The organism is Ralstonia sp. OTU4908 (assembly GCF_038440115.1).
GTDB classification, from domain to species: domain Bacteria; phylum Pseudomonadota; class Gammaproteobacteria; order Burkholderiales; family Burkholderiaceae; genus Ralstonia; species Ralstonia pickettii.
Genome location: NZ_JASATD010000022.1, coordinates 16,335 through 40,182 on the forward strand (window position 1 = coordinate 16,335; position 23,848 = coordinate 40,182).

The following is a 23,848-nucleotide window of genomic DNA, read 5'->3' on the forward strand; positions in this document are numbered from 1 at the left end:
AAACCCCTGTGAGATCGCAATGAAGAACCTCGACAACCCATCGCATGATCGCGAGGTGGGCGTTGCCGACGGCACGCAAGACACGACGCGTATCGACGACACCCGCATCGGTGCGGTGCGTCCGCTGATTTCCCCGGCGCTGCTGCTGGACGAGCTGCCCGTGCCTGCCGATACGCAGACGCTCGTTGAAGACACCCGCCGTGCCATCAGCAACATCCTGCACGGCCGTGACGATCGGCTGCTGCTGATCGTCGGCCCGTGCTCGATCCACGATCACGATCAGGCGCTCGATTACGCGCGCCGCCTCAAGGCTGCGGCCGATGCACTGAAGGACGACCTGCTGATCGTGATGCGCGTCTACTTTGAGAAGCCGCGCACGACGGTCGGTTGGAAGGGTTACATCAACGACCCGCGCCTGGACGGCAGCTTCCGCATCAATGAAGGGCTACGCGCTGCGCGGCAACTGCTGCTCGACGTCAACGCGCTCGGGCTGCCCGCCGCGACCGAATTTCTCGACCTGCTGAGCCCACAATACATTGCCGACCTCATCGCATGGGGCGCGATCGGCGCGCGCACGACAGAAAGCCAGAGCCATCGGCAGCTCGCCTCAGGCTTGAGCTGCCCCATCGGTTTCAAGAACGGCACGGACGGCGGCGTGCAGGTTGCCTCGGACGCGATCATCGCGGCGCGCGCCAGCCATGCGTTCATGGGGATGACGAAGATGGGCATGGCCGCGATCTTCGAGACACGCGGCAACGACGACGCGCACGTGATCCTGCGCGGCGGCAAGGGCGGGCCGAACTACGGCAGCGAGCACATCGAGGCGGCCTGCGCGGCGCTGCGCGCGGCAAAGTTGCGCGAACAGGTCATGGTGGACTGCTCGCACGCGAACTCAAACAAGTCGCATGAACGTCAGATCGACGTTGCGCAAGATCTGGCGCGGCAACTCTCGCAGGGCGAGCGCCGGATCGTCGGCGTGATGGTCGAAAGCAATCTCGAGGCGGGCCGCCAAGACCTGAAACCGGGTGTGCCGCTCAAGTACGGCGTGTCAATCACCGATGCGTGCCTGAGCTGGACCCAGACGGCGCCCGTACTCGACATACTCGCCGAGGCGGTGCGGCATCGGCGGGCGTATTCGTACGACGGGTAACGTGACGGCGGCAGGTTCGGGCTTGTCGCATTGTCCTAATCCTTGATGTAGCTCGGCGTCTCACTGTCATTTCACTGATGGCCAGCCGCTGCATATGCGCATGCGGCTCGGTCAGGCATTGTGTTTTGGCCCCAAGCCGGGTGATCTGCACATCTTCCAACGGGCATTCGACAATCAACCCGCCCTAGATGAAGCAGGCCGCAGCAGTGTATTCGCCTCTTCGCCCTTAAGTTGATCGACTCCGCAGCCGATAGTGCCCAGGTAGCCGGCCGCCTGGCGCGATGGTCGCGCCGCGTGAAGAGCCGTGCACGCCACTCTCGCCGCGCCCATGTCCGCTCGCCTGACCATCCGCACCCGCCTGGTGCTTTCGGTTTCCATACTGTTCCTGCTCGCCTTGCTGATTGGCGTGGCCGGCTTGCTGGGGCTGCGCGATGCCAACCGCGCGCATGAGCAGACCTTTACCAACCAGTTTCCGTCCGCACTCGCGCTGGGCGAATCCGATCTGAGCCTGACGCGTGCCCGCACCGCGCTCGACAAGGCGATGCTGTATCCGGAAGACAAGGGTGCGATGCAGTTGCTGGATCGTACGGAAGAACTCATCGTCCGCTCCGATGAAGCGTGGAAGAAATACCTGTCGCTGCCGCGCGACGACGAAGAGGAACGCCTGGCCAAGGACGTCGCCACCAAGCGCGATGCGGCTTCCGCCAGCCTGCGCGACATCATCAAGGCGCTTCGTGCTGGGGATCGCGCAACGGCGGACAAGATCATGGAAAAGGGCGTGTCCAAGGCCTTCCGTGATGCCAATGATTCGAGCCTGGCCCTGAGCAAGAAGCAACTCGCATTCTCCAAGGCCAACTACGACGCATCGCGCGATGCTTATGCGCGCTTCCGGCTGATCGTGGCGGCCGCCATCGTCATCGCGCTGGGGGCGGCGCTGTGGTGCGCGTGGTCGCTGCTGCGCGCGATCGTGGGGCCGCTGAATGCCGCGCTGGCGCAGTTCGACCGCATTGCCGCGGGTGACCTGACCGAGCGTGTGCGCATCGATCGTCAGGACGAAATGGGCCGCCTGCTCGAAGGCCTGGCCCGCATGCAGACCGCACTGACCGATACCGTGCGCCGGGTGCGCACGGGCTCGGAGTCGATCGGAGCCGCCACCAAGCAGATTGCCGCCGGCAATGCAGACTTGTCGCAACGCACGGAAGAGCAGGCCAGCTCGCTGGAAGAAACCGCTTCCAGCATGGAAGAGATGACCTCCATCGTGCGCCAGAACGCCGACAACGCGCGCCAGGCCAGCCAGTTGGCCGACAGCGCATCGGAAGTCGCCAGCCAGGGCGGCGCCGTGGTGACCGATGTGGTGGCGACCATGCGCGAGATCAGCGCGTCGTCGCGCACAGTGTCGGAAATCATTGGCGTGATTGACGGCATTGCGTTCCAGACCAACATCCTGGCGCTCAACGCCGCCGTGGAAGCCGCCCGTGCCGGCGAGCAAGGTCGCGGCTTTGCCGTGGTGGCCGGCGAGGTGCGCAACCTTGCGCAGCGTAGCGCCGCAGCCGCGAAGGAAATCAAGGAAATGATCGAGGCGTCGCTCTCCAAGGTGGAGACCGGCAGCGCGCTGGCCGAACGCGCGGGCAGCACGATGGAAGACATCGTGTCGTCCATTCGCCGCGTGACCGACATCATGGGTGAAATCGCTGCAGCCTCGAACGAGCAAAGCTCGGGCATCGAGCAGGTCAACAAGGCCGTCACGCTCATGGACGAAGCCACGCAGCAAAACGCGGCGCTGGTGGAGCAGGCCGCAGCCGCGGCTGAATCGCTGGAAGAACAGGCCCAGGCCCTGAACGCCGCCATCGCAGCATTCCGCCTCGCCTGAGTTTGATTTCACCGCCGTTGTCGTACGGGCATGGCAATGGCTTGCCTTGGACGCCCTTTCGGTTGATATAACCGACGGGTCCATTCAAGGAGTCGCCTCATGCCGTTCATCATTGCCGCGCTCGCGTTGGTTGGTCTGCTGATCTACGGCGCGCTCCGGCTGTATGCGGGCGTTGCCGCGGCATACGGCGCGGTGGCGGGCGGCGCGGCGGTGCTGCTGGCTGTGGCGCTGCTGGCCGGCGCAGTCGTTACTTTCATCCGGCGTTATCGCGCCGTTCATGGCGTGAACGTGAAAGGCCAGCGAATTGTGTCGCTCAGTGCAAGCTGGGGGCAGGTCGCGGTCGATGCCGAACAAAAGCGCGGGACGCTGCAGTTGCACGGGCAGGGCGCCCGTTTTCTCTTTGCCGATATTGTCGGCGCCGACGCGGTCGAGCGCGAGGGCGCCTGGACGCTGGTGCTGCGCCTGAAGCATCAAACGCAGGCCGATTGGCTGATCCCGATGCGCAACCGCCGGGAAGCGCACCGCTGGGCGAAGATCTTCGCGCTGGCGGCGAGCCAGGAGCTTTGACCGGCGCGTTGGGTTGACCGCTTATTCGGTCGTACTCGGATTCCAGAACGCCTGCGCCACGTGCGGCTGCGATTGCAGCGACGCCACGATGCGGTCCAGCTCGGATGCGTTCACGGCGGTCGACATCAGCATGGCTTCAATTTCCACGTGGTCGTCGCCAAAGGGTTCGACCGACAGATCGCTGATCGGGTAGCTCGCTTCTTCGAGCAGGCGTTCCAGATCGGCAAGTGCCTCCTTCTGGCGTTCGCTGGTCGAGATGACGCACATGGTGTACGTGACTTCGCTCGCCTGGTTGTCCAGCGGCGTGCGGTTGATGCGATCCACCACCGGCCGCAGCAGGATGTTCGAGGCCAGCACGAACAGCGTAATGAGAATGGCCTGCCCAATGAGATCGGAGCCGGTCGCCGCACCCACAGCGGCGGAGCCCCAGAGCGTGGCGGCGGTGTTCAGCCCGCGCACGTTCAGCCCTTCCTTCATGATGGTGCCGGCCCCCAGAAAGCCGACGCCCGACACCACATAGGCGATCACGCGGGTGGTGTCCGATGCGGTGCCGATCTGCGCCGCCATGTCGACAAACGCCGATGCGGCCACGGCCACCAGCGCATTGGTGCGCAGCCCCGCAGTCCGCTGTCTCACCTGCCGTTCAAAGCCGATGAGTGAGCCCAGCGCAAAGGCCGAGGCAAGGCTGATGAACGAATCCACCAGCGTGGCGATATTGAGATGGGCGAGGGCTTGCAGCGTCATCGGCGGCTCCTTGTTGTGGTGACCGGAGTCTTGGTGAAGGGCGCCGATGGTTATAGCACGGCGCCATGACACGCCGTGCGGGCCGTGGAGGCCGGACGGCTACTTATAGTCCCACCGCATCTGCTCGGGGATCGGCACGGCGTCCGACGTCTCGAGGCAGCGGTCGAGATAAGCGAGCAGGGAGCGCGGCTGGAAGCCGGTCTCCTGCACCAGCCGCGTGTTGTCGAACACGTAGCTCATGCTGGCGAACTTGGCATACAGGTGGATGCAGCGCGCGACCAGTCGCACGTTGCCATCGCCCGTCAAGCTCAGGAATTTACGCGCCAATGCTTTCTCGGCGATTTTTTCCTGGTACACGTAGCCGGCCAGCGCCTGGGCGTCTTCTTCCGGCGTCTTGCAACGCTTGAAGCGCGGGTACAGCGTTTCGATGCGCTCGGAGTTCGCGTCGCCGGCACTGACGTGATACAGGTCGTGCGCCAGCCTGGGCTTGGTCGACAACTGCACGATGGCCTCGGCGCAATCGTCCACGGGCAGGATGTCGACGCGGTCGGACAGCCGGCAACTGAACGTTTCGAGCATCGCCACCATGCGCAGCATCCAGAAAATGCTGCCTGACGGCTCGCACCCCAGCGTGCTGTGCCCCACCACGATGGACGGCCGCACCACCACCAACGGCAACTCGGGCACCGCTGCGCGCAGCTTCAGTTCGGCCATGCCCTTGGAATACGTGTACGGCACCGCGTGCTGTTGCAGCGCGGGCACATTCCAGCTTTCGCTGACATGGCGATTGGCGAGTTGGCCGCACGACATGGCCGTGCCGATCTGCATGAACCGCTTCAGGCGTTTGCCTTGCGCCGCCAGCCGGCCCAGCGCCAGCACGCCCTCAACGTTGGTTTCCCACAGCGACGGATGGTTCGAGAACGTTGCCAGCGCCGCGCAGTTGATGATGACTTCCGGATCGCCCAGCTCGGCCGCTCCGGCCTCGCGCAGGTCGAATGGCACGATTTGCGATTCGGTAATGGCGTTCAGCGTGCCGGGTGCGAATTCGAAACGCCGCAGGTTGCTGCGCAGCCGCGCTAACCCGTCTGCGGGCGTGTCGCCGCGCACGGCAAAGCGCGTGTCAGCCAGCAAACCTTTGGCTGCCAGATTGGCGGCAATGGCACCGCCCACGAAACCGGTGGCACCGGTCAGCAAAATACTCATGCGAGAAAACTAGATTTTCTTGGGGGGCAAAACGGGGGACCGTCCCGTTTGCAAACAACACGGCTGCTGCCGCACCGGTACGGGGCAAGGGGCAGGTAAGTCGTGCCAAATGATGCCGCGAACACGAAACGAAGTTCGTGGCCCGCTGGGTTCGCACAATGCGATGCGGCAAACTTACGCCCAATCGGCGATATATAAGAATGTAACCTTTCAGGCGCCTTTCGGCATCCCATTCGATCAGAGGGTTGACTCAGCTTTGCGGCACAGCGCAGCTTGACGCGGCGTTGGCGGCAATCTCGCGCGCCGCCTTGGCGCCTTCGACCTGCAGGATGGTCGGCAGCGACACGCCGTTCTTGGCAGCCGTGACTTCGGCCAGGATCGAGATGGCGATTTCCGGCGGCGTGCGGCTGCCGATGTAGATGCCGACCGGCCCATGCAGGCGCGCCAGCTCGGCATCGCTCAGGTCGAATTCCTTGAGGCGCTCGCGGCGGTTGGCGTTGTTGCGGCGGCTGCCGAGCGCGCCGACGTAGAACGCGGGCGTCTTGAGCGCTTCCATGAGTGCGAGGTCGTCGAGCTTGGGGTCGTGGGTGAGCGCGATGACGGCGCAGCGCTCGTCGAGCTTCATGGCCATCACCGTGTCGTCGGGCATGGTGCGGACCATGGCCACGCCGGGAATCGACCACTCCTCGCTGTATTCCTCGCGCGGGTCGCAGACGGTGATCTGGTAATCCAGGCCCACGGCGATCTGGCACAGGTAGCGCGAAAGCTGTCCCGCGCCAATGACGAGCATCCGGTAGCGCGGCCCGTGAATCGTCACGAGGCGCGCTTCGTCGAACTGAAGGCCGTCGGTGACGGTGGCGTGCTGCAGCGTTGCGGCGCCGGTCGCCATGTCAAGCGTGCGGGCGACGAGCTGACCGGCTTCCACGGCGCGCAGCAGGGCGTCGATTCCGCTGGAAGCGTTCAGCGGCTCCAGCACGAGTTGCAGCGTGCCACCGCAAGGCAGCCCAAAGCGATGCGCTTCTTCAGCGCTGATGCCGTATTTGACGGCTTCGGGCTTGGTGTAATGCAGGCCTTCGCGGCGCACGCGGTCGATGAGGTCGTCTTCAATGCAGCCGCCCGAGACCGAGCCGATGACGACGCCGTCATCGCGCAGCGCAAGCATCGCACCCTCGGGCCGCGGCGACGAACCCCACGTTTTGACTACCGTGACGAGCAGCACGCGCCGCCCTTGTTCTAGCCAGCGAACGCTGGTTTTCAAGACTTCAAGATCGACGCTGTCCATGATGCGTTGGCTGCGCTTTCGCGCGCTTGAGTGATGTGTTGCGGGGGAATGGACCGATTATGCCCCGTGGTGCAAAAACAGGTAGGCGGCCACCACGGCCACCACCGCCACGATGATCCACGGCCATGGATTGCGCGGTTGCAGCGCGGGGCTGACGTCGGGTGCGTGGCCGGGCGGTGCGCCGTGGGCCTGCAACTGGCCAGCGGCCAAGTCCGGAATTGCCTGTGTGGCCGGCATGCCGTCGACCGGAGTGGCATGTCCGTCGACGCCAGCCGAATCTGTGGGGCCGAATTCTGCCGCGAAACGCTGGAAGAACTCGTCCGCCAGTTTGCGAGCGGCGCCGTCGACAAGCCGCGAGCCGATCTGCGCAAGCTTGCCGCCCACCTGCGCCGTTGCGGTGTAAGAGAGCCGCGTGACCGTGGGGCCTTCTGGCGTGAGCTGCACCTGGGCGCTGCCCTTGCCGAAGCCGGCCGCGCCGCCCTGGCCGTCGAAATGCAGCGTGTAGCTGAGCGGCGGCGCCACGTCGGCCAGTTCCATGCGCCCCTTGAAACGCGCCTTGACGGGCCCGACGGCGGCGGTCATCGCAATGTCGTAGGCGGGGTTGGCGCCTGCCTCGGCAGCGGTGATGCTCTCGCAGCCGGGAATGCAGCGTTGCAGCACGGCCGGGTCGTTCAGCGCATCCCAGGCGGTCTGCAGGGGCACGGGCAGGAGATGGGTCTGGGTCAGTTCCATGGGGCGGTCGGTGGGGCAGGGGTGGGCGGGCGCGGGGGACGCGTGCGGCGAGCATGCGCCAGTTCGTGCTCCAGCGCAGCGAGGCTGTCGAAATGGTGCGCCGGCACCATCACGTCGACATGCGGCAGGATGGCCCGCACGCCACGTGCCCGCGGCTCAAAACCGGCAAAACGCAGCAGCGGGTTGAGCCAGACGATGCGATGGGCGAAGCGTGCCAGGCGTGCCATCTCGGCGTCGAGCAGGTCGATGTGCTCGTGGTCGAGCCCGTCTGTCACGAGTAGGACGGTGGCACGGCCGGACAGCGTGCGGCGCGCCCATTGGCGGTTGAACTCCGCCAGCGCTGCACCGATGCGCGTGCCGCCCGACCAATCCGGAACAAGCTGGGCGATGGCCTGCACGGCGACATCCGGATCACGCTCGCGCAACTGCCAGGAGACATTCGTCAGCCGCGTGCCAAACAGGAAAGCCTGGATGCGCTCCCGCGACTGCACCAGCGCATGGCAGTAGTACAGCACGGCGCGTGAATAGCGACTCATCGAGCCGGAGATGTCGAGCAGCAGCACCAACGGCGGTGTGCGGTCGACGGGCTGGCGGTATTTCCAGCCGGTCCACTCGCCGCCGGCGCGCACAGCCTGGCGGGCGGTGGCGCGCAGGTCGGGATGGCGTCCGCGCGAGGCGGCTTTCAGCCGGCGTGTCCGTTCCTGCGCCAGATGCACGCGCCGGCGGCGGATCATGTGTTGCAGCGTGCGCCATTCCGCCGCATTGAGCGTGTCGAAGTCACGCGTGCGCAAGGCCTCGTTGGCGGAAAAGGCGAGCGGCGCCACGATGTCATGGCGTTCGCCATCGGGCGTGGGGCCCGGGGGCAGATGTGTCGAAGGCTGCGCGCGCAAGGCATCGGCCAGGCGGTTGCTGCGTGCCGCCGGAATGCCGCCACGCACCTTGGGCAGCAGCAGGGCGCGCAGCTTGCCCTCCCAATCCGGATCCCGCCAGAACACGTTGAAGGCCGCGTCGAACAGCGGGCGCTCGTCGGGGTGCGAGACGAGCAGGGCGGACAGCGCGGCTTTTACCTCGTCGCGGCGGCCGATGTCGATATGGCTCAGGGCTTCGATGGCGTCCACCGCGCGGGAGGGCGCCAGCGGCATGCCTGCGTTGCGCAGCAGCCGCACGAAATGCGTCACGTTGCGCGCCAGCATCGGACACTGTGTCTGCAGGTTCGCTTGCATGCCTTACTCCGGCAGCGCGGGGGCCGCCAGCAGTTGCTCGATGGTCGGCATGTCGACGCGGGCCAGGTCGTCCTGGTACTTGAGCAGTACGCCCAGCGTGTCTTGCACGGACTGGGGATCCAGCTCCGTCACGTTCAGCGCCGCCAATGCGCGGCACCAGTCGATGGCTTCGGCAATGCCCGGGGCCTTGAACAGGTCGATACCGCGCAGACGGTGCACAAAATCGACCGCGCGCTGTTGCAGGCGGGCAGCCGTCTCGGGCGCGCGCTGCGCCACGATCTGCAGCTCCCGTGCCTTGTCGGGGTAGCCAATCCATTGATACAGGCAGCGCCGCTTGAGCGCGTCGTGCACCTCGCGCGTGCGGTTGGACGTCATGATGACGAGCGGAATCACCTGCGCGCGCACCGTGCCGAATTCGGGAATCGACACCTGGAAGTCCGACAGCAGCTCCAGCAAAAACGCCTCGAACGGTTCGTCGGCGCGGTCGATCTCGTCGATCAGCAGCACGCGTGGTGTCTCGGGATGGAGCGGGTCGGGCAGCAGCGCCTGCAGCAGCGGGCGCTTGAGGAGGAATTCGTCGCGGTAGAGGGTGTCGGCGCGGGGCTTCTCACCAGCGGCCTCTGCCAGGCGCAGCGCCATGATCTGGCGCGGGTAGTCCCATTCATAGAGCGCGCTGGCGGTATCGAGCCCCTCGTAACATTGCAGCCGCAGCAGCGACGTGCCGAGCAGGCCAGCCGCCGCCTTCGCCAGCTCGGTCTTGCCCACGCCGGGCTCGCCTTCGAGAAACAGCGGCCGCTGCATGCGCAACGCGAGGAACAGGGCCGTGGCCAGCTCGCGGCTGGCGAAATAGCCCTGGCCTTGCAGTTGCGCGATGCAGTCGTCGATGGAATCGACCGGCATGCCGTTCCTTGGGCGTGCGCTCAATGGTGGTGCGCCAATGCCTGTTCGACCGCGCGCGCCGTCAATACCGGAATGAGGTGCGCCCGGTATTCCGGCGAGGCATGCAGATCGCCCACCAGATCGTCGGCGGGCACCACCACCTTGCGCGCGGCTTCCGATGTAAAGCTGGCTGCCAGCGCCTGCTCCAGGGGTGTGCAACGGAACACGGACGGGGCCGCGCCCGTCACCGCCACACGCACGTTGTTGCCCTTGCGGCTGATGAACACGCCCACCAGCGCGAAACGCGACGCGGGGTTGCGGAATTTCACGTAGGCCGCCTGGTCCGGCACGGGAAACTGCACCTCGGTGATGAGTTCATCCGCAGCCAGCGCGGTCTCATACATGCCGAGGAAGAAATCGTCCGCCGCGATGTTGCGCCGTTCGGTGACGACGGTGGCGTTCAGCCCGAGCACGGCGGCCGGATAGCACGCCGCCGGGTCGTTGTTGGCAAGCGACCCGCCGAGCGTGCCCATGGCGCGCACCTGCCTGTCACCGATGCCGCCGGCCAGTTCGCCCAGCGCGGGCAGCATGCGGGCGATCTCCGCGCTGTCTGCCACATCGGCATGGCGTGTGGCCGCGCCCACCGTAATCACGCCGGGCTGTGTGCGAATGCCCGACATGCCCGGAATGCGCGTGACATCCACCAGCGTTGAGGGCTGTGCCAACCGCAGTTTCATCGCTGCCAGCAGGCTCTGGCCGCCGCCGAGGTATTTGGCATCGGTGTGCGTCTTCAGCGCGGTCACGGCGGTCTGGGCGTCGGTGGCTTTCTGGTACTCGAAGTCGTACATGGTTCGCTCCTTGCCTAGGCCTTGGCCGCTTGAATGGTCTGCCAGACGCGATGGGGCGTCGCCGGCATCTGGATGTCCTTCACGCCCAGCGGCGCAAGCGCGTCGACGATGGCGTTGATCAGTGCCGGCGGGGAGCCGATCGCGCCGGCCTCACCGCAGCCTTTGACGCCCAGCGGGTTGTGCGTGCACGGCGTGCCCTTGGCGGTTTCCACCGTAAAGCTGGGAAGATCGTTCGCGCGCGGCATGGCGTAGTCCATGTACGAGCCGGTCAGCAGCTGGCCGTTTTCGTCGTACACGCACGCTTCGAGCAGCGCCTGGCCGATGCCTTGACCAAGCCCGCCGTGGACCTGGCCCTCGACGATCATCGGATTGATGATGTTGCCGAAGTCATCCACGGCGACAAAACGGTCGATGTGCACCTCGCCGGTGTCGGGGTCGACCTCCACCTCGCAGATGTACGCGCCGGCCGGGTAGGTGAAGTTGGTCGGATCGTAGAAGGCGTTTTCGTCCAGCCCAGGTTCGAGCTTGTCGAGCGGATAGTTGTGCGGCACGTACGCCGTCAGCGCGACTTCGCCGAACGTCTTGGTGCGATCCGTGCCGGCCACGCGGAAGACGCCATCCTTGAACTCGATGTCCTCCGCCGACGCCTCCAGCAAATGCGCGGCGATCTTCTTGGCCTTGGCCTCGATCTTGTCGAGCGCCTTCATGATGGCCGAGCCGCCCACGGCAATCGAGCGCGAGCCGTATGTGCCCATGCCGAACGGGATGCGCCCGGTGTCGCCGTGCACGATCTCGATGTTGTCGATGGGCACGCCCAGACGATCGGCCAGCACTTGCGCGAACGTCGTCTCATGGCCCTGGCCGTGGCTGTGCGAGCCGGTGAAGACCGTGACGGAGCCTGTCGGATGGACGCGAATTTCGCCGGCCTCAAACAGGCCAGCCCGCGCGCCCAGTGCCCCAGCGATGTTCGACGGTGCCAGCCCGCACGCCTCGATGTAGCAGGAATAGCCCAAGCCGCGCAGCCGGCCCTTGGCGCGCGAAGCGTCGCGTCGGGCGGCAAAACCCTTCACGTCGGCCAGCTCGATGGCGCGGTCCAGGCAGGGTTCATAGTCGCCTGTGTCGTACGTCAGCCCCACCGGCGTGGCATACGGGAACGTGCGGATGAAGTTGCGGCGGCGCAGCTCAGCCGGGTCGATCTGCAGCTCGCGCGCGGCGGTTTCAACGAGGCGCTCGACCACATACGTCGCCTCGGGCCGGCCGGCACCGCGATACGCATCGACGGGCGCGGTGTTCGTGAACACCGCTTTCACTTCGGCATAGATGGCCGGCGTCTTGTACTGGCCGGCAAGCAACGTCGCATACAGGATGGTCGGCACGCTGCTGGCAAACGTCGACAGATACGCGCCCATGTTGGCCGTCGTATGCACGCGCATGGCGAGGAAATTGCCCTGCGCATCGAGCGCCAGTTCGGCATGCGTGACGTGGTCGCGGCCATGCGCGTCGGTCAGGAAGGATTCGGAGCGCTCCGCCGTCCACTTGATCGGCCGGCCAACTTTTTTCGATGCCCATGTGAGCGCCACGTCTTCCGGGTACAGGAAGATCTTCGAGCCGAACCCGCCGCCCACATCCGGTGCAATCACGCGCACCTTGGCTTCCGTCAGGCCCAGCACGAACGCCGACATCAACAGGCGCTCAACGTGCGGATTCTGGTTGGCGACGTAGAGCGTGTAGCTGTCGTCCTGGCGCGAATAGCTGGCGTTGACGGCACGCGGCTCAATCGCATTCGGGATCAGCCGGTTGTTTACGATATCGAGGTGCGTCACGTGCGCGGCCTTGGCAAACGCCGCGTCAGTGGCGGCCTTGTCGCCGTGGCCCCAGGTGTAGCAGGTGTTGTTCGGCACGTCGTCGTGGACGGCGGTGCCTGCGGTATCTGCGGTGGCAGTGTCGACCACGGCGGCCAGTTCGTCGTACTCGACGTCGATCATCTCGACCGCATCTTTGGCGATCTTCACCGATTCAGCCACCACCAGCGCGACCTGATCACCCACATGGCGCACCTTGCCTTGCGCGAGCACGGGGTGGGGCGGCTCCTTCATCGGCGTGCCGTCAATGCTGTGGATGAGCCAGCCGCACGGCAGGCCGTTCACCTTGTCGGCTGCCAGGTCGTCGCCCGTCAGCACGGCCAGCACGCCCGGATGGTTGCGTGCGGCATCCGTGTTGATGTGTTTGATGCGGGCATGCGCATACGGCGAGCGCAAGAACACTGCGTAGGACTGGTGCGCCTGGACAACGTCGTCCGTGTATTGCCCGGCGCCCGTCAGGAAGCGGAAGTCTTCCTTGCGTTTGACGGACGCGCCGATCAGGTGGTTGTTGGGTTCTGCGGGAGCGTTCATGGTGGTCTCCTCGCTGGGGTCAGGCTGCGTGAGCCCGTGCCGCGGCCAGGCTTTGCAGCGAGGCATCGTCGCCTTCGGCTGCGGCCATGGCTTCGGCACCGTGCATCACAGCACGCACGATGTTGTGATAACCCGTGCAGCGGCAAAGATTGCCGTCGAGCTGCTCGCGCACCGTGTGTTCATCTGGATGCGGGTGCTGCGCAACCAGTGCCGTCGCCGCCATCACCATGCCGGGCGTGCAGAAGCCGCATTGCAGGCCGTGGCATTGACGAAAGGCTTCCTGCATCGGGTGCAGTGCACCATCTTTCGACAGGCCTTCAATGGTTGTCACCTCGGCGCCGTCAGCCTGTACGGCCAGGATGTTGCAGGACTTCACCGCGCGCCCGTTCATATGCACCGTGCACGCACCGCATTGGGCGGTATCGCAGCCGACGTGCGTGCCGGTCAGGCGCAGGTGCTCGCGCAACAGTTGAACTAGCAGGGTATGGGGTTCGACACTGACGGTGACAGGCGCACCGTTGACCGACAGCTTGAGGCTGATCGCCATGGGAGTCTCCTTGGGGGATGGGCGCCGGGTGCCACGCTGTGCGTCTTCCTGGCTGCGAAGATGCACGCGTGGTCTCGATATGGGTGGTCGCGGCTCTACTCAGTAAAGCACAGGCGAACGAGAAGACAACTGCGGCGCGGTGAGCCGGTCGGGGGAGACAGGGCGATGCTGCGGCATGAAACAACCCAGACAAATGCCGCAGACATGACAAAGGGCCGGAATCCGGCCCTCGATTGGCACCAGGCGGTCATGACCTGGCGGGTGTGGCGGCGGGTGTGATGACACACGGCCGGCGCACGGTGCTACTGAGACTTCGGGTACTGCATACAGCTAACTCGGGCACACGCCCATCAACAATAGCGCGGCGGGTTAGGCCTTGGCAGTGCGGTGCGTGCCGAACAGGTTCGCGATTGCCGAGAAGAACTGGGCGAACGAGAACGATTGGCCGCTCGGACGGCGATAGTAGTAGATACCTTCGGACATTTCGCGCTCGATCAGTTCGCGTTCGAGTTGATCGGTCAGCTTCAGGTCGTTCGTGTTTTGCATGATTGGCCTCTTAGGGAAATCCCGGTTAGGGAATACCCTGACTATACACCAGATGATGCAATGCACCATACGTAGGCTTACCTATGCACCCTTTCTGAGCGGCTGACCGTTGCTCAGCCACCACGCTCGTGTTGCACTGCACCAACGTGGTGCGGTCATCGCTTTAGCGGCCAGATTTGCGCGTCACTTCACGGGAATCGGCTGGCTGGCCGGGATCGGCACGGCCGTCACGCTGTTCTTCGGGCTCCCCGATATGACCTTGTCCGAATACGTCAGATAGACCAGCACATTGCGTTTGCGGTCCACCGTGCGCACCACGTGCAGCGTCTTGAAAACGAGCGACAGGCGCTGCGTGAACATGTCGTCCTGCTGCGGCAGCGGCTTGACGAAGCTGATCTGGCCGACCTGCCGGCAGGCCACGGCGGCTTCGCTCACGTCTTCGGCCACCCCCAGCGAGCCCTTGATGCCGCCCGTGCGCGCCCGCGAGACATAGCAGGTCACGCCTTGCACGAGCGGGTCATCAAAGGCTTCGATGACGATCTTGTCGGAGCCCGTAATACGGAAATTGGTGCTGACGCTGCCGATGTCCTCGGCACGGGAGCATCCAACGGTGCTCAGAGCGAGCGCGGCAATCAAGAGGGGGAGTTTGGTGAACGGGCGCATGGCTTTGCGTAGATAAAAAGAGGGTTTGTCAGTCAGAGCAGCGATTCGGGCGGCCAGGATGCCGCGGCCTCGTCTACGAACGTGGGCCGCATGTCGGTGTGTTGGCGGGAATGCTCTATACGGCGGTGAAGGGCGTCCATGAAGACCTTGACCTTGGCGGGCATCAGGCGGCGGCCCGGGAAGACGGCGTACACGCGCATCGGCGGAGATTGGAATCCCGTCAGCACCTCCTGCAGCGCGCCCGAAGCGATCAGGTCGGTGGCAAACACGGAGGTGATGCGGGCGACACCCAGGCCAGCGATGGCCGCCTGCATCCGCAATTCGCTGTTGGAGGTGCGCATGCGGAAGTCGAGCGGCAGGTTGATTGTCTCGCCGCCGGGCGTGCGGAACTGCCATTCAGCTTCATTCGAAGTGCCGAGACAAGGCCAATCGGTGAGTTGGTCCGGGTGCGTTAGCGGCCCAAGGCGCTCCAGCAGTTGCGGAGCGACGACCACCGCGCGGCGCAGATCGAAGACGCGCTGGGCCACAAGGCCGGAATCGGGCAATGGGCCGCGCGGCACGGTCAACATGATGTCGTAGCCCTGTGCAAGCGGATCGATCTGACGTGGCGCGACATCCACTTCGATACGCAAGCCGGTGTGTTCGCGCATGACTTCCAGCACCACCTCGGCGAGCTGCTTGGCGGCAAATTCGTACGGCATGGCAATGCGCAATGTGCCGGCGGGCGATTGGAACGTTGCTGCGGCGTCTTCCGAGACTTCGCGCAGCCGCTGGAACAATGGGCCGGCATCGCGCAGCAGGGCTTCACCGGCATCGGTCAGCCGCAGGCGGCGCGTGCTGCGCTCGAACAGGCGTACGCCCATCTTCCCCTCCAGCCGCGACACCGCTGTGCTGACCGAAGACTTGGGCAACCCCAGCCGATCGGCCGCGCGCGTGAAGCTGCCCAGCGTGGCCACGGTGCAGAAAGTGTCCCAGTCGTTCCAGTCCGTCGTTCGCATAGTTGAACAATGAATTTGTCGGCAGGCGATTTCCGCCGGTTTCGAGGCAAATTACCATCCCTGCATGAACACGCCAAGCACAGACCACACGGTTTCCCCGCCGCCCCCACCGCGCAACCCGGCCGCCGAATCGACCGTCGGCAGCCGGATGGAACTGCGCATGGTCGGGATGGTGATTGGCTTGGCGACGGGCGTGGACTACATGTCCAACCTGATGTTCTCAATTGCCGGACCGCATATCGAAGGCGGGGTGCTGGCGTCACAGGATGTCTATCTCTGGGCCGTGACGGCGTATGCAGCAGCGGCAAGTCTGTCGATTCTGGTGATGGGCCGGCTGGCCGACCACATGACCTACCGCAGGCACACGCTACTGTCGCTGCTGGTGTTTATTGTCGGCACGCTGATGTGCGCGGCGGCCGAGGGCGGCACGATGCTGATCGTCGGGCGGGCGGTGCAGGGGTTTGGCGGCGGCCCGATGCTGTCGACTTCGCGCATCTTCGTGCAGCACAGCCCCGCGCACGAACGCCGCACGATGATGAAGGGCATGATCTACGGCATCTTCGGGCTGAGCTGCGTGTCGCCGATGCTGTCGGCGGCGCTGACGGAGCAATTCGGCTGGCGCGCCATCTTCGTCGCGCAGCTGCTGGTGGCCGTGGTGGTATGCGGGCTGGTGGCGGCGTTTTATCCGCATCCGAAGATGCACGAGCGCCAGGGCGATTTCGCCTCGCTCGATTGGCCCTCAGCCATCGCATTTGGGCTGGCGGCGCTGATTGCGCTGCACGGCTTTCAGCAGGCCCGCTTCATTCATCCCGATGGTTCGCCTGCCCAGGTGGTGCCGATCATTGCGGTGGTGGCACTCATCATCTGGGTCGGCATTCGCCAGACGGCCCACCCATTGCCGTGGGTGGACTTGCGGGCCACGCTGCAGCGGCGCTTCATGATGGGCATGGTGTTCTACGCCATCTATTACATGTTTGCGAGCGCCTGGGGCTTTCTTTCGTCGAGCCTGCTGCAGAACGGTCTGGGCTTTCGCTACGAGACCACCGCGCAGTTGATGAGCCTGGGCGGGCTGGTGACGGTGGTGCTCGGCATCCTGAACTTTCAATTGACGAACGTGTTGCCGACCAAGCGCGTGCTGATCTCCATCGGCTTTGTGCTGATGGCGACAGCTCTGCTGTGGATGTCGCATGTGGCCATGCCAGGCGCCTCGGTGGCGGCGGTGATGCCGGGCTTCATGATCGAAGGCATGGTGGGGGTGTTTGTGGTGATCCAGGTGGCGGGACTGACCTACGTGGATTTGCCGGCCAAGGATTTCGGCCATGCCTACCAGTTCAAGGGAATCATGCGGGCTTGGGCGCAGGCCTTTGGGACGATGGGGGCAACATTGTTGCTGCAGCGCGGACAGGCGCAGCATCGCACCGATCTGGTGGGGCACGTCAGCGCGCTGACGCCGGCCTGGCAGTGGCCGCATCCGTTGCAGGGGTCGGAGTTGATGCGGATCTCGTTGGAGATTGATCGGCAGGCGACGTTGCTGGCGGTGGGGGATTTGTTCGCCTGGGGCGCGGTGGTGGCGTTGGTTTGCGCGGGGGCGATCTGGTTGCAGCGGTCGTTGCGGTGAGGGTCAATCCAGCTTCTGTTCCGGCGCCGTGGCCTGGGGCATCTTGCAGTTGAAGGCTGGCGCCTCGTCTTGCAGGTCCAGGTGATTCATCAACGTGGGGGCCAAGACCTTGAGCACTTGCACGGTCAGTGCGCTGGTGAATTTGTACTTGGCCGCGTCTGCGCCGGCTACGTAGGCGACGACGGTGCCGAAGTAGCGGTCTCCCAGATAGAAGACGAACGCGCCGGAGCGGCTGACGACCCGCTCGGAGATAAGGCCGCCGCCGCGGCTGAAGGTTTTGAAGCGGTTGTCGCCGGTACCGGTCTTGCCGCCGATGGCGATGGGTTTGCCGTTCTTGTCGATGAACGTGCCGGAGATACGCTTGGCGGTGCCGCCTTCGACGACGCCGGCCAGCGCGGATTTGACCAAGGGTGGAATCTCGGGCGGCAGCACGCGTTCTCCGGCGTTGGGGTCGCGGCAGAGCATGACTTCGTAAGGCGTGTCGGCGGCGAAGCGCAGGCGGTCGATGCGTACGCTGGGCAGGCGGATGCCGTCGTTTTCGATGATGCCCATCAACTCCGCCAGCGATGCCGGCCGGTCTGCCGATGCGCCGATGGCCGTGCCGTATGAGGGCACCAACGATTCGAACGGATACCCCAGCCGCTTCCACATCGCGTGAATCTGCTGGAACGCCTCGATCTCCAGCATCTGCTTGATGCGCTTGTCTTGCGCGGCCTTGCGGTGCGATTGCAGCAGCCATTTGTAGACGGACAAGCGCTCATCGGCGCTGGCCTCGTTCACCTGCGCGAGCGTGGCTTGCGGATGGGTGCGCAGATACGCCACCAGCCACAGCTCCAGCGGATGCAGCCGGGCAATGTAGCCGCGGTCGGCCAGGTCGAAGCGTTGGACGGAATACTTCTCATACAGGTTGGTGAGTTCGGCCTCATCGAGCTTCGCGCCTGGCAGGTAGCTGCGGATGAATGCAGCGAGTTTTCCTGGTCCGGCCTCCGGGTCGATGCTGCGGTAGATGGTAGCCAGCCGCACCGGCGTGGCGCGCGTGCTTTGCACCAGGATGGCTTCACGCTCCCGGTCGGTCTTGCCTTTGTACTTGGTATAGAAGCGGCCCATGAAGAGCTTGCCTTCGCGGTCGGCAAAGCGTTGCAGGTAGACCTGTCGCTGTGGGGAATCGGGGTTGGTCAACGCCTCGGCGCCCGCATTGGGCAACTGGTGCTGAAAGTAGCGCGAGATGTCGCGCATGATCCGGACGAAGACGAGGTTGACGGAGTGCTTGAGCCCCTCGCGCACCGTGAAGTTCTGGGTGCCCTCCCATTTCTCGAAGTTTTCGAAACTCTGCATGCCGCCGCCGGTGGCAAACCACTCGCCGGCGTTACCGGAGTATTTGCGCTCCATCGATGCATCGAGCATCGCCGTGAGCGACCGGTCTTGCGTGTGGGCGAGGTAGTCGACAGCCCAGCGCTCGATCGGGTTCTGCACGGGAATATTGACCTTGCGCAGCGCCGCCACAGGTTGATCGGCGTAGCGCTTGTGCAACTCGGCCACGATCTGAAGGTACGTCACCAGCGTGCGCAGCTTGGCCGTTGAGCCCAGATCAAGCTTGACGCCCTCGTTGATGTCGAACGGCTTGTCGAACGTATCGGCTTGCACCAGCACGCGGTTGCCGCCCGGCGCGCGTTCGTAGAGCGTGAAGCTGTAGGTCACGCCGCCCGGGTCGCCGCGCTCCAGCATCTTGTCGCCGACGAGGCCGGCGGCCTTGGCGCGGGCCGGGTCGCGCAGCTTGCGCAGCTCAGATGAGACATCGCGCTGCAACGGCGCGTCCAGCGTGCTGCTTGCGGTCAGGTCGAGCCGGTCGAGCGCATACATGCGCGAGATCCCAAGCATGCCCGCCAGGTTCACGCGTACGGCATTCGTGCCTTTGTGCTCCATGGGGGGCGGCGGCACGCGCGTGTTCAGCGCCTGCTGCTTGAGCGACTGCGCAATCGCCGCATCGCGCAGCGCGGGCGGAATCACGCCGGACGCGGCCAGCACGCGCAGGTAAGCGTTGGTCAACGTCTCCAGCTCATCCAGGTTCTCAAGGTAATACGACGGCCGCCGCTGCGAGACCAGCAGGCTCAACGCTTCCTTGTAGGCCAACGCACGGTCTGCGAGCGGCGCGGCCGACTGGGCCGCGAGCAATGCATTTACCTGGGCGAAGTCGCGTCCGTACCAGACCCACAGCGCATCGCCAATCCCCTGAATCTCGCCAAAGCCGGCGCGTGCGCCCAGTGGCACGGTGTTCAGGTAATCGACCGCGAGTTGGTGGCGCGCGGCAGTGGTGTCTTCGCCGTTCAGGTAAGCACGGGCGGATGCGGAGAACATTTGCCGCAGCTTTTCGCTGGGCGATTCGGTGCGGCCTTCGGGCGAGTGGCGGTACTTCTCGATTTGCGTGGCCAGCGTGCTGCCGCCAGGCGATTCATGCGCCGGGTCGACCGCGTGCAGGGCACGGTCCCAGACGGCGCGCGCGAGACGCGACCACTCCACGGCCGGGTTGCGCTTGGGGTATTCGGTCTGCAGCAGCGTGCGGTTTTCAATCGCCAGCAGCGAGTTGACGAGCAGCGGCGGCACCGACGCGAAACTGTCATACACGCGTTCGGGGTGCCGCACGCGGTAGATCGGGCGGCCATCGTCATCGAGTAATTCCAGGCCAGCCTGGTCCTTCTCGCGATAGGGCGGATTCATGCCGCTGTCCATGCGCGCGACCATCTCCTTGGATGGCACGGCCTGCTGGGCAACGACGTAGCCGCGCGAGCGCAGGCGGTCCAGAAAGGTGGGGAGATCGTGATAGCCGAGCCGCAGGTCGTAGGGGCCGGAGTTTGGATAGCGGGCCGAATCGTTCGGCCCGGGCTTGACGGGAAAGGTTTGCGACTTCGCCAGTTGCGCGAAGTAGCGGGCTTGCCAGGCGGAGGTGCGGAATTCGTGCGCGACAAGCAAGGCGGCCATCGCAAGCACCAGCGCCACGACGACGGCCAATTTGATGATGATGGGGCGGCGTATTCTTTTCACTCGCTTGCGCTCCAATCGCAGGCGAACGGGCGCCTTGCTTCAATCTAGCCCATGCGGCCGTCGTGTCCAGCGGCTTGTAACTTTGGAGCCGCCATTGCAAGCCTTACGAGGGCGCGTAATACGGGATGTTCTGCTCGTCGTACAACCGGTACGTCAGCGCCAGCATGGCCTGAATGTCTTCAGACTCGTCGAGCAGCCGCGTGCTGAAGATAATGGGCGAGACCAATTGCGGATCGTCGAGTTCCATGTAGCAGACATCTTCGCGCCGCAGGCCCGCCACACTGCGCGGCACCACTGACACGCCTTCGCCCGCGGCAACCAACCCCAGGGCAATTTGCAATTCCCGTGCCTCATAGATCTTGCTGGGTTCCAGCGCGCGATCGTGGAAGAGGGCGAGCACCTGATCGGCATAGCTCGGACGCGGTGTGCGCGGATAGATGATGAGCGTGTCGCCGACAAGGTCGCGCAGGGATACCGTTGGCTTGGCGCCCAGCAGCGCATGGCCCGAAGGCAAGGCGACGATCAACCGTTCGTCGCGCAGCAGGATACGTCGCACGTTTGGGTCTTCATAGCGGATGCGCCCGAACCCGACATCGATGCGGCCGTCCTTGAGCGCCTGGATCTGGTCCATGGTCGTCATCTCGTGCATGGTCAGATCGACCATCGGGTACTCCGCGCGAAAGCGCCGGATGACCTTCGGCAGCATCCCATACAGCGTTGATGCCACGAAGCCGATAGACAGGCGCCGCTCGATCTGGCCGACGCGCTGTGTCATCGAGGCGAGTTCGGCCGTTTGCGCGAGCAGTTGCCGCGCGTGCGCGTGAAAGAAGCGGCCGGCTTCGGTCAGCTTGAGTGGGCGGCTGCCGCGCTCGAACAACCGCACGCCGACTTCCTCTTCCAACTGCTGAATCTGCCGCGAGAGTGGCGGCTGCGCGATGTGCAGCCGTTCAGCGGCACGGGTGAAGTTCAGCTCTTCAGCGACGGCAACGAAGTAGCGAAGGTGGCGCAGCTCCATTCTTATACCTCTGGAGTATGAAACTGATACTAAATCAGTGTTGGACGTGACAATTCGCGCTGCGTAATCTGGTTCCCACGTTGATAGCAGTTCTTCTGATACCTGGAAAACATGATTCGCTCGATCGAGGCAATTCTAGTGGATGTGCCCACCATCCGTCCGCACAAACTGTCCGTCGCCACCATGCACACGCAGACGCTCGTCCTCGTGCGTGTGTGCTGCGAAGACGGCATCGAAGGCTGGGGCGAGGCCACCACCATTGGCGGCCTCAACTACGGCGAAGAGAGCCCCGAGAGCATCAAGGTCAACATCGACACGCACATCGCGCCGCTGCTGATCGGCATGGAGGCGCGCAATGTGGCGGCAGCCATGGCTCGCGTGCGCAAGACCATCCAGGGCAACCGCTTTGCCAAGTGCGCGCTGGAAACAGCGCTGCTGGACGCGCAGGCCCGCCGGCTTGGTGTGCCGCTGTCAGAACTGCTGGGCGGCCGGCTACGCGATGCGCTGCCGGTGGCCTGGACGCTCGCCAGTGGCGACACGAAGAAGGACATTGCCGAGGCAGAAGCGATGCTGGCTGAGCGCCGCCACCGCATCTTCAAGCTGAAGATCGGCTTGCGCCCGGTAGCAGACGATGTGGCCCATGTACTGGCCATCAAACGGGCGCTGGGCGATGCCGTGAGCGTGCGCGTGGACGTCAATCAGGCCTGGAGCGAGCTCGACGCCGCCAATGGCATCGCCGCGTTGCAGACCGGCGGCATCGACCTGATCGAGCAACCGGTGCGCGCAGAAAACCGCGCCGCGCTGGAGCGCCTCGCCCGCCAGTTCGCCGTGCCGATGATGGCCGATGAGGCACTGCACGGTCCGCTGGATGCCTTCGAACTGGCGTGCAGCGCGAGCGCCGACGTCTTTGCCGTGAAGATCGCGCAGTCCGGCGGGTTGGTTCCGGCCATGCAGGTCGCCGCCATCGCGCAGCTTGCGGGCATCAGCCTCTACGGCGGAACTATGCTGGAAGGGGCAGTCGGCACAGCAGCGTCGGCCCACGTGTTTTCCACCTTTGGCGAGCTGCAGTTCGGCACCGAGCTGTTCGGCCCCTTGTTGCTCACGCAAGAACTGCTGACCGAGCCGCTGCAATACCGCGACTTCATGTTGCAGGTGCCGACCGGCCCCGGCCTGGGCATCGAGATCGATCGCGACAAGCTGGCGCGCCTGCGCCGCCAATAACAACCGCCTTACCAAGACACCGCCAAGGAGACCACGATGCTGTTCCACGTCCGCATGGATGTCCGCCTGCCGGCCGACATGCCCGCCGATGTCGCCAACGAGATCAAGGCGCGCGAAAAGGCCTACTCGCAAGATCTGCAGCGCAGCGGCAAGTGGCGCCACATCTGGCGCTTGGTTGGCGAGTACGCGAACTACAGCGTCTTCGACGTGCAGAGCAATGCTGAACTGCACGACATCCTGACGGCGCTGCCGCTGTTTCCGTACATGGAGATTTCCGTGACACCGCTGTGCCGTCATCCGTCGTCAGTTCACAGCGACGACGCTTGAGACATTCCCTAGAAAACCACGTGGAGACACCCATCATGAACGTGCGCGTATTCCAAACGAAAGAAGTGCAGGACCTGCTGAAGGCCGCTACCAACCTGGATGGCAACGAAGGTAACGCCCGCCTGAAGCAGATCACCCACCGCTTGCTGGCGGACCTGTTCAAGGCCATCGACGATCTCGACATCACGCCGGATGAAGTCTGGGCCGGCATCAATTACCTGAACAAGCTTGGCCAGGACGGAGAGGCTGCATTGCTGGCTGCCGGCGTGGGCCTGGAGAAGTATCTCGACATCCGCATGGACGCCGCCGACGAGGCGCTTGGTCTCAATGGCGGGACGCCTCGCACGATCGAAGGCCCGCTGTACGTGGCGGGCGCAACGGTGCGCGATGGCGTGTCCCGCATCGACGTTGATCCGGACCCCGCCGCAGGCCCGTTGATCATTCACGGCACGGTAACCGGCCAGGACGGCAAGCCGGTCGCCGGCGCCTTGGTCGAGTGCTGGCATGCGAATTCGAACGGCTTCTACTCGCACTTTGACCCGACCGGCGAGCAGAGCCCGTTCAACCTGCGCGGCGCGGTCCGGACCGGTGCCGACGGCAAATACGAATTCCGCACGCTCATGCCCGTGGGCTACGGCTGCCCGCCAGAGGGTGCGACCCAGCAACTGCTGAACGGACTGGCCCGCCATGGCAACCGGCCGGCGCACGTGCACTTCTTCGTCACGAGCGATGGCCACCGCAAGCTGACGACGCAATTCAACATCGAAGGCGACCCGCTGATCTGGGACGACTTCGCCTACGCCACCCGTGAAGAACTGATTCCGCAAGTGGTTGAGAAAACCGGCGGCGCCGCATTCGACCTGAAGACCGATGCGTACAAGGACATCGAATTCAACGTCGTGCTCACGCCGCTGGTTCAGGGCAAGGACAACCAGCGCGTGAATCGCCTGCGTGCTTCGGCCGAGGCCTGAGACCCAAGACCT

21 protein-coding genes are annotated in these 23,848 nt (G+C 64.7%); 7 read left to right on the forward strand and 14 right to left on the reverse strand.

The features are described from left to right. Window positions 1–19 precede the first annotated feature (19 nt). From AAHM38_RS17620 to AAHM38_RS17630, 3 genes are all read left to right on the forward strand, one after another. On the forward strand, window positions 20–1,150 hold the full coding sequence (locus AAHM38_RS17620; RefSeq protein ID WP_116575727.1) for a 3-deoxy-7-phosphoheptulonate synthase: 1,131 nt from the start codon (window positions 20–22) through the stop codon (window positions 1,148–1,150). Window positions 1,151–1,478: 328 nt separating this feature from the next. Beyond that, on the forward strand, window positions 1,479–3,020 hold the full coding sequence (locus AAHM38_RS17625; RefSeq protein ID WP_116575726.1) for a methyl-accepting chemotaxis protein: 1,542 nt from the start codon (window positions 1,479–1,481) through the stop codon (window positions 3,018–3,020). Window positions 3,021–3,119: 99 nt separating this feature from the next. Next, on the forward strand, window positions 3,120–3,587 hold the full coding sequence (locus AAHM38_RS17630; protein ID WP_012761949.1) for a hypothetical protein: 468 nt from the start codon (window positions 3,120–3,122) through the stop codon (window positions 3,585–3,587). Between the two features lie 21 nt (window positions 3,588–3,608). On the opposite strand, the gene AAHM38_RS17635 is transcribed toward AAHM38_RS17630, so the two are convergent. The 12 genes from AAHM38_RS17635 to AAHM38_RS17690 form a co-directional block, all read right to left on the reverse strand. Next, window positions 3,609–4,331 (reverse strand): MgtC/SapB family protein, encoded by a 723-nt coding sequence (locus AAHM38_RS17635; protein ID WP_009238179.1) that lies wholly within the window; start codon window positions 4,329–4,331, stop codon window positions 3,609–3,611. 99 nt (window positions 4,332–4,430) lie between these two features. Continuing rightward, a complete protein-coding gene (locus tag AAHM38_RS17640; RefSeq protein WP_116575725.1) occupies window positions 4,431–5,534 on the reverse strand; it encodes an SDR family oxidoreductase in 1,104 nt (367 codons plus the stop codon). 250 nt (window positions 5,535–5,784) lie between these two features. After that, the gene (locus AAHM38_RS17645) at window positions 5,785–6,816 is read right to left on the reverse strand and encodes an XdhC family protein (RefSeq protein WP_004626801.1); all 1,032 of its coding nucleotides are present in this window, start codon (window positions 6,814–6,816) and stop codon (window positions 5,785–5,787) included. Between the two features lie 57 nt (window positions 6,817–6,873). Further along, the gene (locus tag AAHM38_RS17650; RefSeq protein WP_116575724.1) at window positions 6,874–7,548 is read right to left on the reverse strand and encodes an SRPBCC family protein; all 675 of its coding nucleotides are present in this window, start codon (window positions 7,546–7,548) and stop codon (window positions 6,874–6,876) included. Then, complete coding sequence (locus tag AAHM38_RS17655) at window positions 7,539–8,771, reverse strand: vWA domain-containing protein (protein WP_116575723.1); 1,233 nt, start codon at window positions 8,769–8,771, stop codon at window positions 7,539–7,541. Before AAHM38_RS17655 ends, AAHM38_RS17650 begins: the two co-directional genes overlap by 10 nt. Before the next feature lie 3 nt (window positions 8,772–8,774). After that, window positions 8,775–9,671 (reverse strand): AAA family ATPase, encoded by an 897-nt coding sequence (locus AAHM38_RS17660; RefSeq protein WP_116575722.1) that lies wholly within the window; start codon window positions 9,669–9,671, stop codon window positions 8,775–8,777. A gap of 20 nt (window positions 9,672–9,691) precedes the next feature. Next, entirely contained in the window at window positions 9,692–10,498 is an 807-nt protein-coding gene (locus AAHM38_RS17665) for an FAD binding domain-containing protein (protein ID WP_012435502.1), read from the reverse strand. A 14-nt stretch (window positions 10,499–10,512) separates the two neighbouring features. Then, complete coding sequence (locus tag AAHM38_RS17670) at window positions 10,513–12,891, reverse strand: xanthine dehydrogenase family protein molybdopterin-binding subunit (RefSeq protein WP_116575721.1); 2,379 nt, start codon at window positions 12,889–12,891, stop codon at window positions 10,513–10,515. Window positions 12,892–12,910: 19 nt separating this feature from the next. Next, on the reverse strand, window positions 12,911–13,438 hold the full coding sequence (locus AAHM38_RS17675; RefSeq protein WP_012761956.1) for a (2Fe-2S)-binding protein: 528 nt from the start codon (window positions 13,436–13,438) through the stop codon (window positions 12,911–12,913). Window positions 13,439–13,807: 369 nt separating this feature from the next. Further along, complete coding sequence (locus tag AAHM38_RS17680; RefSeq protein WP_009238172.1) at window positions 13,808–13,984, reverse strand: hypothetical protein; 177 nt, start codon at window positions 13,982–13,984, stop codon at window positions 13,808–13,810. Between the two features lie 183 nt (window positions 13,985–14,167). Further along, window positions 14,168–14,647, reverse strand: coding sequence for a CreA family protein (locus tag AAHM38_RS17685; RefSeq protein ID WP_009238171.1), 480 nt, complete (start codon window positions 14,645–14,647; stop codon window positions 14,168–14,170). Window positions 14,648–14,679: 32 nt separating this feature from the next. Beyond that, a complete protein-coding gene (locus tag AAHM38_RS17690; protein WP_009238170.1) occupies window positions 14,680–15,645 on the reverse strand; it encodes a LysR family transcriptional regulator in 966 nt (321 codons plus the stop codon). Window positions 15,646–15,709: 64 nt separating this feature from the next. Between AAHM38_RS17690 and AAHM38_RS17695 the strand changes: the two genes are divergently transcribed. Continuing rightward, a complete protein-coding gene (locus tag AAHM38_RS17695; RefSeq protein WP_116575720.1) occupies window positions 15,710–17,263 on the forward strand; it encodes an MFS transporter in 1,554 nt (517 codons plus the stop codon). Between the two features lie 3 nt (window positions 17,264–17,266). On the opposite strand, the gene AAHM38_RS17700 is transcribed toward AAHM38_RS17695, so the two are convergent. After that, window positions 17,267–20,302, reverse strand: a complete 3,036-nt coding sequence (locus AAHM38_RS17700) for a transglycosylase domain-containing protein (RefSeq protein ID WP_116575832.1) — start codon at window positions 20,300–20,302, stop codon at window positions 17,267–17,269. A gap of 103 nt (window positions 20,303–20,405) precedes the next feature. Continuing rightward, the gene (locus AAHM38_RS17705) at window positions 20,406–21,317 is read right to left on the reverse strand and encodes a LysR family transcriptional regulator (protein ID WP_009238167.1); all 912 of its coding nucleotides are present in this window, start codon (window positions 21,315–21,317) and stop codon (window positions 20,406–20,408) included. Window positions 21,318–21,428: 111 nt separating this feature from the next. Here AAHM38_RS17705 and AAHM38_RS17710 point away from each other — a divergent pair, with 111 nt between their 5' ends. From AAHM38_RS17710 to catA, 3 genes are read left to right on the forward strand one after another with little or no spacing between them, the layout of a single operon-like run. Then, window positions 21,429–22,538, forward strand: a complete 1,110-nt coding sequence (locus tag AAHM38_RS17710) for a muconate/chloromuconate family cycloisomerase (RefSeq protein WP_116575719.1) — start codon at window positions 21,429–21,431, stop codon at window positions 22,536–22,538. 36 nt (window positions 22,539–22,574) lie between these two features. Next, window positions 22,575–22,865 carry a muconolactone Delta-isomerase gene (gene catC, locus AAHM38_RS17715; RefSeq protein ID WP_004626833.1) on the forward strand — a complete coding sequence of 97 codons (291 nt, stop codon included), beginning with the start codon at window positions 22,575–22,577 and terminating at the stop codon, window positions 22,863–22,865. 35 nt (window positions 22,866–22,900) lie between these two features. Beyond that, window positions 22,901–23,836, forward strand: a complete 936-nt coding sequence (gene catA / locus AAHM38_RS17720) for a catechol 1,2-dioxygenase (RefSeq protein WP_116575718.1) — start codon at window positions 22,901–22,903, stop codon at window positions 23,834–23,836. The last annotated feature ends 12 nt before the right edge of the window (window positions 23,837–23,848 follow it).

Bases quoted from the DNA above. Each gene is read 5' to 3' on its own strand.
- AAHM38_RS17620 (WP_116575727.1), top strand. From the start codon at position 20: ATGAAGAACCTCGACAACCCATCGCATGATCGCGAGGTGGGCGTTGCC.
- AAHM38_RS17625 (WP_116575726.1), top strand. From the start codon at position 1,479: ATGTCCGCTCGCCTGACCATCCGCACCCGCCTGGTGCTTTCGGTTTCC.
- AAHM38_RS17630 (WP_012761949.1), top strand. From the start codon at position 3,120: ATGCCGTTCATCATTGCCGCGCTCGCGTTGGTTGGTCTGCTGATCTAC.
- AAHM38_RS17635 (WP_009238179.1), bottom strand. From the start codon at position 4,331: ATGACGCTGCAAGCCCTCGCCCATCTCAATATCGCCACGCTGGTGGAT.
- AAHM38_RS17640 (WP_116575725.1), bottom strand. From the start codon at position 5,534: ATGAGTATTTTGCTGACCGGTGCCACCGGTTTCGTGGGCGGTGCCATT.
- AAHM38_RS17645 (WP_004626801.1), bottom strand. From the start codon at position 6,816: ATGGACAGCGTCGATCTTGAAGTCTTGAAAACCAGCGTTCGCTGGCTA.
- AAHM38_RS17650 (WP_116575724.1), bottom strand. From the start codon at position 7,548: ATGGAACTGACCCAGACCCATCTCCTGCCCGTGCCCCTGCAGACCGCC.
- AAHM38_RS17655 (WP_116575723.1), bottom strand. From the start codon at position 8,771: ATGCAAGCGAACCTGCAGACACAGTGTCCGATGCTGGCGCGCAACGTG.
- AAHM38_RS17660 (WP_116575722.1), bottom strand. From the start codon at position 9,671: ATGCCGGTCGATTCCATCGACGACTGCATCGCGCAACTGCAAGGCCAG.
- AAHM38_RS17665 (WP_012435502.1), bottom strand. From the start codon at position 10,498: ATGTACGACTTCGAGTACCAGAAAGCCACCGACGCCCAGACCGCCGTG.
- AAHM38_RS17670 (WP_116575721.1), bottom strand. From the start codon at position 12,891: ATGAACGCTCCCGCAGAACCCAACAACCACCTGATCGGCGCGTCCGTC.
- AAHM38_RS17675 (WP_012761956.1), bottom strand. From the start codon at position 13,438: ATGGCGATCAGCCTCAAGCTGTCGGTCAACGGTGCGCCTGTCACCGTC.
- AAHM38_RS17680 (WP_009238172.1), bottom strand. From the start codon at position 13,984: ATGCAAAACACGAACGACCTGAAGCTGACCGATCAACTCGAACGCGAA.
- AAHM38_RS17685 (WP_009238171.1), bottom strand. From the start codon at position 14,647: ATGCGCCCGTTCACCAAACTCCCCCTCTTGATTGCCGCGCTCGCTCTG.
- AAHM38_RS17690 (WP_009238170.1), bottom strand. From the start codon at position 15,645: ATGCGAACGACGGACTGGAACGACTGGGACACTTTCTGCACCGTGGCC.
- AAHM38_RS17695 (WP_116575720.1), top strand. From the start codon at position 15,710: ATGAACACGCCAAGCACAGACCACACGGTTTCCCCGCCGCCCCCACCG.
- AAHM38_RS17705 (WP_009238167.1), bottom strand. From the start codon at position 21,317: ATGGAGCTGCGCCACCTTCGCTACTTCGTTGCCGTCGCTGAAGAGCTG.
- AAHM38_RS17710 (WP_116575719.1), top strand. From the start codon at position 21,429: ATGATTCGCTCGATCGAGGCAATTCTAGTGGATGTGCCCACCATCCGT.
- catC (WP_004626833.1), top strand. From the start codon at position 22,575: ATGCTGTTCCACGTCCGCATGGATGTCCGCCTGCCGGCCGACATGCCC.
- catA (WP_116575718.1), top strand. From the start codon at position 22,901: ATGAACGTGCGCGTATTCCAAACGAAAGAAGTGCAGGACCTGCTGAAG.